Source organism: Microcoleus sp. BR0-C5, assembly GCF_036705045.1.
Taxonomy (GTDB): Bacteria; Cyanobacteriota; Cyanobacteriia; order Cyanobacteriales; family Microcoleaceae; genus Microcoleus.
In genome coordinates this window covers 1-6,992 of the sequence record NZ_JAUBTR010000122.1, presented here as the reverse complement: position 1 = coordinate 6,992, position 6,992 = coordinate 1, and the positions used below count along the sequence as shown (strand labels likewise).

Below are 6,992 nucleotides of genomic sequence, written 5' to 3'. Positions count from 1 at the left end.
ACAATCCGAGTTAGTAGCAGGCGCACCTGCAACGAGTGCAACAGCAAATGAGTTAGAGTTGTCACAATCTGAGCTAGAAACAACCGCACCTGCAACGAGTGCAACAACAAATGAGTTAGAGTCGTCACAATCCGAGTTAGTAGCAGGCGCACCTGCAACGAGTGCAACAGCAAATGAGTTAGAGTTGTCACAATCTGAGCTAGCAGCAACCGCACCTGCAACGACTGCAACAGCCAATGAGTTAGAGTTGCCATTATCAATCCTGCCTGAAAGGAATGAAACTCAGTGGCAAAAAGTGCGCTCGCATCTCGCAGTCGAGTACAGTTTACCTTTAGAGTTACTCGATTTATTGCACGCTCATTCTTGGCTGTATGCCGGCTCAGAAAAGGCTGTCTTTACAGGACGGACGCTTGAGGGGGAAGCCCGGTTCGCTTTTATTCTCGATGAAAGAGGCAACTTTACTACAACCCATCCCCTGTCATCTGAAGCTGCTTTCTGGGTAGCCACTACCGGAGAAATTGAGCGAGCTGTGATTGCCTGTAACCCAATAGAAGCCCTTTCAATTTTGCTTAGTGAACAGGAAAATAACCAGGATAACTCTGCAACACCACCACCCACAATTTACCTAGGAATTGAACGAGCTTCACAACTGTCTATACAATTTTTACAAGAACTCGATAGCGTTATTATAGCGATTGCAGAAAATTCTCACCTCGCTCGAAATGCGCTTGCGCTGCTACCGAATGCAGAACTTGTCAATCCACAGTCAAGTTGGAATGATATCTGGATACAATTAATTGAGCAAGAACAGCAAAATATTCAACCAAATAACCAACCTTATAAACAGCGCATCCAAGACATCGAACTGGATTAATTGTTGCTACCTTAAATTTGTCTAGAATTTAAACAAAGTGCTTAGTTTCATAAAATCAATCAATATGTTTGATAAAACCTGTTGATCAATACTTCGGACAGTTTTTTAACGGCCCTGTAAGCCGAGGGCGAGGAAGTCCTGCCATTTTTTACGCATTTTCTGAAACTTAGCGCGCTTACTTAAACCTTGAAAAAATAGTCCAGTATATAGCCAGTAAGGGTTTCGGAGACTCGACTAGATCTAAAACTGTCCGAAGTATTGCTTATGGGACAAGGATTATGTCTCACCACTACTTCCGTATCACTACCAAGCATCATAACTTGGCTGTACAATAAAGGGTTCTAGCCGTGGGTCGCCCGTATTCTTAGCCTCAAACGCTAATGATAATGACTACACTTATTACCTAGCAAAGCTTTTAGGCTAGCGGACAGGTCTGTTTAGCAGACCAAGTAAGGAAAAACTATAAATATGGAAAAAAACTATACATTTCAATTCAATCCTTCCACTGCCTTAGAAGCCCTGAAAGCTGGTAAATACGACCCGCTTAACTTCTACGAAGCGCGTTTAGACCTGTTTAACCTCTCGGTAATGGCAGACTATGACCAACTCATTTGCCTACCCACATTAACTGCTATCGACAAATACTGGTATCAGATTGAAACAGCCCGAAAAGTCCTCAGACAAATGGGTGGACGGGCATTACTAGCGGATGAAGTCGGATTGGGTAAAACCATTGAAGCGGGACTAATCATCGCCGAATACTTAGCTAGGGGGATGGTAAAGTCCATCCTAGTGTTAACTCCGGCATCCCTAGTTTCCCAGTGGCAATCAGAGTTAAGTGACAAATTTAATATCGCTACTATCACCACAGATAACCGTGACCCACAACAACCGATAGACGAATTTTGGACAAATAATCCGCGAATTATCGCTTCATTAAACACGGCTAAGTCTGCTAAACATTATCTTCACGTCACCAGTCGTACTTGGGATTTGGTTGTTGTCGATGAGGCACACCATCTAAAAAATCGCAGTACCCTCAACTGGAAACTCGTCAACGCCCTCAATAAGCGGTTTATCCTCATGCTTACTGCTACGCCAGTGCAGAACTCCCTTGTGGAACTGTTTAATCTGCTAACCCTCCTCAAACCGGGACTACTACAAACAGAAGCCGCTTTTAAAAAAGAATACGTCGATTCTAGGAATGGACGAGTCCCTAAAAATCCCGAAAAGTTACGCTCTCTGATGCGGGAAGTCATGGTACGAAATACCCGCGCCCTAGTAGATGTCAAACTGCCCAAACGCTTCGCCACCACAATTACCGTTACCCCGGCAGCCGGAGAGGAGAAACTTTACCAAGACTTGAGCGAGTATCTACGTTCTTCAGAGGACAAACTAGACAGACTCTCCCGTACTAATTTACTGATGCGGGCGGGTTCATCCCCTGGTGCTTTGGCTGACTCTCTCAAGCAACTGACTCTTCGCTTACCCGATGAAGAACTGAAGTCTTTAGCAAGACGAGCAGCCCAGGTGAAGCAGGTCGAGAAAGCAAAAACCTTAGTAGAGATGCTCTCCAAATCTTCCCAAAAAACCTTAGTTTTCACAACCCATAAAGCAACTAGCACCTATTTGGCTAAAATACTGCAAGAGGCAAATATCCCCTTTGCAGAATTTACTGGCGGAATGTCCCTTAAACAGAAAGATGAGGCTATAGCCGCATTTCGAGATAATGTTTCTGTACTCTTAGCATCCGAAACAGGCGGTGAGGGACGTAACATCCAGTTTGCCAATGCGATCGTTAATTATGACCTGCCCTGGAACCCAATGAAAATTGAACAGCGCATTGGTCGTATCCACCGCATCGGACAAACCCAGGATGTTTTTATTTTTAACTTCTGTCTCAAAGGCAGTATCGAAGAGTATATTCTGCGGATACTGCACGACAAAATTAATATGTTTGAACTGGTAGTCGGAGAAATTGAAACAATTTTAGGTAATGTGGATGATGAATTTGACTTTAGTGAAGTTGTCATGGATATCTGGCTTAAGCATCAAGTTAAACCCGAATTAGATCAAGCTTTTGAGCAATTGGCAAATAATTTGTTGAAAGCCCAAAAACAATATGAGCAAATTCAAGAACTGGATGAACAGATTTTTGGCGAAGATTTTGAAGCTTAAAACATTGATTTGATTAAATATGTTATCAGACCCAATAATTACTACTTTAGAAAAAATTGTGGCTCTCCATGACGGAATAGCTGAACCGGCTGGGTCACACATTTTAAATGCGCTGTTAAATGAAAACATAGCCTCGTTACTTTCTCTCCCAGAAGAAGTAACTTTTACAACCATCACTGATGTACCTCAAAGTGTTTTTGTTACTTATCATTCAGAAGTATTAAATAAATTATCTGAACTATTAGCTGTTAAAGGGCAGATGAGTGCCTTGGGTGTAAAATTTGATGGCTATCTAAAAACTACGGGCTTTGACAAAAGCATACCAGAGAGATTCAAACCTCAAAATGGGTTAATTCGTTTTGTAGATGCTAAACCATCAACCACTCGCTACATTTTATGTAATGTGGCTTACACAGCGAATGCCGAAGAAAAAAGGATTGGTTTAGTTTCGTTTATTATCAATGAAATAACAGGAGTAACACCAGTAGAAATTGGGGATGCTTTATTTTGGGATTCGGACAGAATGGATGTGGATAATCAAGAAACACCATTATCTATTCCTTTTGATAAGTTGTTGAAGTTAATCGAACATCAAAGTGGAATATTGATTGGAAAATCTTTAGATAATTGGCAGGCTAAATTAACAAGAGCAAGAGCTAGGGATGAAGAAAGACTCAAGGATTATTACAACACGATTAGCTCTGGGATTCGCCACAAGATTGAGTTAAAAAAATTGATTGGTGATGAATTAGACAAAGAATTAGCTCGAATTGAAGCTACTAATAGAGAGCTAGATCGAAAATTGTTAGATATCCAAGAGCGTTATGCAATGAGTGTAGAAGCTTGGTTGCACAGTGCAATGATTATCCATCTACCTACAGTACATCTTCAATGTGAGTTGCAAAGAAAGAAAACGAAACGGACTGTAACAATAGTTTGGAATCCGTTCACTAAAATTATTGAACCTCTTTGCTGTGAATTATCAGGAGAACCTGTTTACGATTTCTATTTAGATGATCTATCAGCTAAAATTATCTCCCCGACAGTTTGGACTAGATAGGGGTATACCCCTATACATCGAAGTATAATCCGAGCGAACATCGTTTGTTTCCTCACGTAACTAGAGCCTGTCAAGGAGTGATTTTTACTTCTCTTGAGTTAGTGAAAAAACTCATGGCAAAAACGCATACTAAAACCGGGCTTTCTGTCGTAGTAAATGTGATTGAGAAAATTTATGAAACTGGTCGAAAAGTAGCTAATGGATTTAAAGAAACAATGAAAATTATTTTTGATGAATATCTACCAAAATTGAATTATCGTGCAGTGCCGACTATTTAACAAACGCTAAAGTTATTAAATTTTCATTCCTAAGTTTGATACTCCCTCTCAGCAGTGGGGCAGCAACAAACCAGCGCTCCGCCACCGGAAAAATTACAACAGCCGAAGTTCGGGCAGTTATTGGCGAGGCACAATTTGACAAGTTTCAGCAGCTTGGGGCGAGTTGTCCCCGCTTTGCCTCGAAATCAAACTGATGTAGGCATCAAGAAACACGCTTACGCCCGATCGCCTGTTGCACTGTTGCACCTGATGGAGTAACAGTTGTTGCAGGCGACGCATCCGGCCGCATATATTTCCTACCGCTAGAAGAGATAGAGCCACTAACATAATTTCTTACGCGATTGTTGGGGAGGTGTAATTTGCGGGGTTCAAGCGACTTGCCGATAGTTGCCCGCGCTTTGTCCTTGAACTAGCTTTGCCAGTCTAATTTTGAGCCGAGCGAGCAGCAATTTCAGTTGCTACTGCCGTCGCAGCCGACAATCTAAAATTTAAAATCTAAAATCTGTGACTTTGCTTGCAATCCAAGCGGGGGATCGGCTTGATGTGGTAGCTCGGATCGCTCATAATTACTCTCTATAAGCTTGTCTTCAAAACTACACAAATTCAAATTCGCTCGGCGCAGCACACCTCATTTTACTCAGGATTTTTGCCAATAATTCTTTTTGCTTGTATAGGCGTAATATTTCTCAACAACTGTTCAAGAACTTGGCTGCGAGAATCTCCAATCATTAACGCTAAGTCTGTGAGTTTTTTAATCGCAGTTGGAGTCAGAGTAAGGGATATGGGATGCTTCTTTTCGTCGTAAAGAATTGGTACATTACGGAGGCATTGCTGCCCCGGATGCGCTTGCTTTATTGAATATTCTGGTCGCTCTGTTTTTTGCTTTTTTTTTTGTTTCTTCATTACCCAGACTCCTTGTTATTAAACTCGTTTGTTTATAGGCATAAACCAAATTAGTAGTTTTTTGAAATTACCCCGGCGTCAAATCCCTTATATAACCACTTAGCTGGGAAAAATATCAAAAGCTACACTCCTTGACTTACATAACTTTGGTTTATACGTATAAACGCTGTAAAATTCGAGGTTAGATAGCTATATAACAGTCACTATCTAACTTTTTCAGAAATTGCAGCCTGTGTTCCGTCTCTACAAGTCAGTCAGAGTGAGGTTTTTTTCGTCATTACCCGACAGGATTAGTGTATTCGTCTGCAAATCTTCGCCGTCCATACCAAAGTCCGACAGCACTCACAACGTCGATAAAGTTATATAATATATATAAGACTTTATCATCTGCAAACCTTACGCCATAACACAGGAGTTCATATGGATAAACAAAAGCCACCAACAGGTCAAGACGCATCCTATAAAATTCTCCCTCATCGCGGTCATAGAATTATCACTAATTCTAACCCAATTCCGACTCCTGTGGATGAGAAAGAATTACCAGAAGCGGTACCCCAGAATTTATTCGAGTTCTGGCAGAAGTTTTTAAAGCAACTAGAGTCTAAGTCTCCTAGCTACATCCCGATGAGCTACACGGTGATAACCCGCGTTATCGCTCCATATTTAGGCGGGCCAGTTCCTCAGAAGGAGCGAGCTACCGAAGGGGAAAGGGCAAAAGCGATCTCTTTTCTCAAACAACGACCGATTTCCGATCTAAAAATTGTGTTGCAAAATGCGGAACATTTCTTTGACGAGCAAGGTTGGAAAGAAGCTAACAAGCGAAAACAGCTCAAGTTTCACCTGAATAATATGCTAAAATTGGCCACTTCGCGAAAGTGGCTCCAATCAGATCCGGAAAATCCTGAACTTATTTACCGCCTCAAGGAAGGACATGGCAGGAGGATTCGTGAGGATATGAAAGATTTCCGTGCCGGATTGCGAACATCTAGCGAAACTGTACTGCTTGGATATTTTGACTCAGATTTTGTCGCTATTCCTAAAAAGCAAGTTGCAAAAATTTGGCTGGATTGGCGATTGGTTTTATCTCCGGTGGGTTTATCCATGCTCCATGTTGCATTTGCTCAGGTGGAGCCAAATTGGTATTTAGCTAATCCCGAATTTGACCGAGAAATTATGGAATTCGCTGAGTTCATGCAGAAAAAGTTAAGACTTAAGGACGCCACATTGAAAGCAGATGTACAACACGTCTGTCGATTACTTGGCTGGATGTATCGGAAGAATGAGAAGGATCTCAGTTTATCAGAGGTGAGGCTAGCCAAAGTTGTGCCTTTTCTTCAAATGAAGTTCAAGCTTACCGAGTGCACTAACGAGCCAAATAGGGAACCTCACATGGTAAGGATGTACAAAGAAGGAATGGCTATTGAGACATCTGAGGAACTGGGTAAAGAAGCTGGTGACTTAATCGAGGGATACGTGGAGTGGGGAAATTTGAGTCATGCGTCGGTAGTTCAGAACTACAACGCCATTATTAACCTTGCCAAATTCACTTATTATCGTCAGGTCAGCTCCGAGGATTTGAAGAGTCGAGATGCTTTTGATAAAATTCCGTTAATTAATGTTCTTAAGGGGCTTGCAATTAAATATAACCCCAGTTATGCTAGAAGGGTAGGAAACAAAAAATCTGACATGAGCGGTTGTG

The 6,992-nt window shown here is 41.6% G+C and carries 5 protein-coding genes and 2 pseudogenes; 6 read left to right on the top strand and 1 reads right to left on the bottom strand.

From position 1 onward, the window contains the following. The 5 genes and pseudogenes from QUB08_RS30350 to QUB08_RS30330 form a co-directional block, all read left to right on the top strand. Window positions 1-874: pseudogene (locus QUB08_RS30350) on the top strand (relaxase/mobilization nuclease domain-containing protein); the annotation flags it as partial. Between the two features lie 468 nt (window positions 875-1,342). Further along, on the top strand, window positions 1,343-3,052 hold the full coding sequence (locus QUB08_RS30345) for an SNF2-related protein (protein ID WP_333229816.1): 1,710 nt from the start codon (window positions 1,343-1,345) through the stop codon (window positions 3,050-3,052). Between the two features lie 19 nt (window positions 3,053-3,071). Continuing rightward, window positions 3,072-4,112 carry a hypothetical protein gene (locus tag QUB08_RS30340; protein ID WP_333229814.1) on the top strand — a complete coding sequence of 347 codons (1,041 nt, stop codon included), beginning with the start codon at window positions 3,072-3,074 and terminating at the stop codon, window positions 4,110-4,112. A gap of 44 nt (window positions 4,113-4,156) precedes the next feature. Then, a complete protein-coding gene (locus tag QUB08_RS30335; RefSeq protein ID WP_333229812.1) occupies window positions 4,157-4,390 on the top strand; it encodes an ISAzo13-like element transposase-related protein in 234 nt (77 codons plus the stop codon). Between the two features lie 54 nt (window positions 4,391-4,444). Beyond that, window positions 4,445-4,648 carry a hypothetical protein gene (locus tag QUB08_RS30330; RefSeq protein WP_333229811.1) on the top strand — a complete coding sequence of 68 codons (204 nt, stop codon included), beginning with the start codon at window positions 4,445-4,447 and terminating at the stop codon, window positions 4,646-4,648. A gap of 375 nt (window positions 4,649-5,023) precedes the next feature. Here the strand turns inward: QUB08_RS30330 and QUB08_RS30325 are convergent, their stop codons facing one another. Continuing rightward, entirely contained in the window at window positions 5,024-5,293 is a 270-nt protein-coding gene (locus QUB08_RS30325; protein WP_333229809.1) for a hypothetical protein, read from the bottom strand. A gap of 420 nt (window positions 5,294-5,713) precedes the next feature. Here QUB08_RS30325 and QUB08_RS30320 point away from each other — a divergent pair. Further along, window positions 5,714-6,992, top strand: a pseudogene (locus tag QUB08_RS30320) (hypothetical protein); the annotation flags it as partial.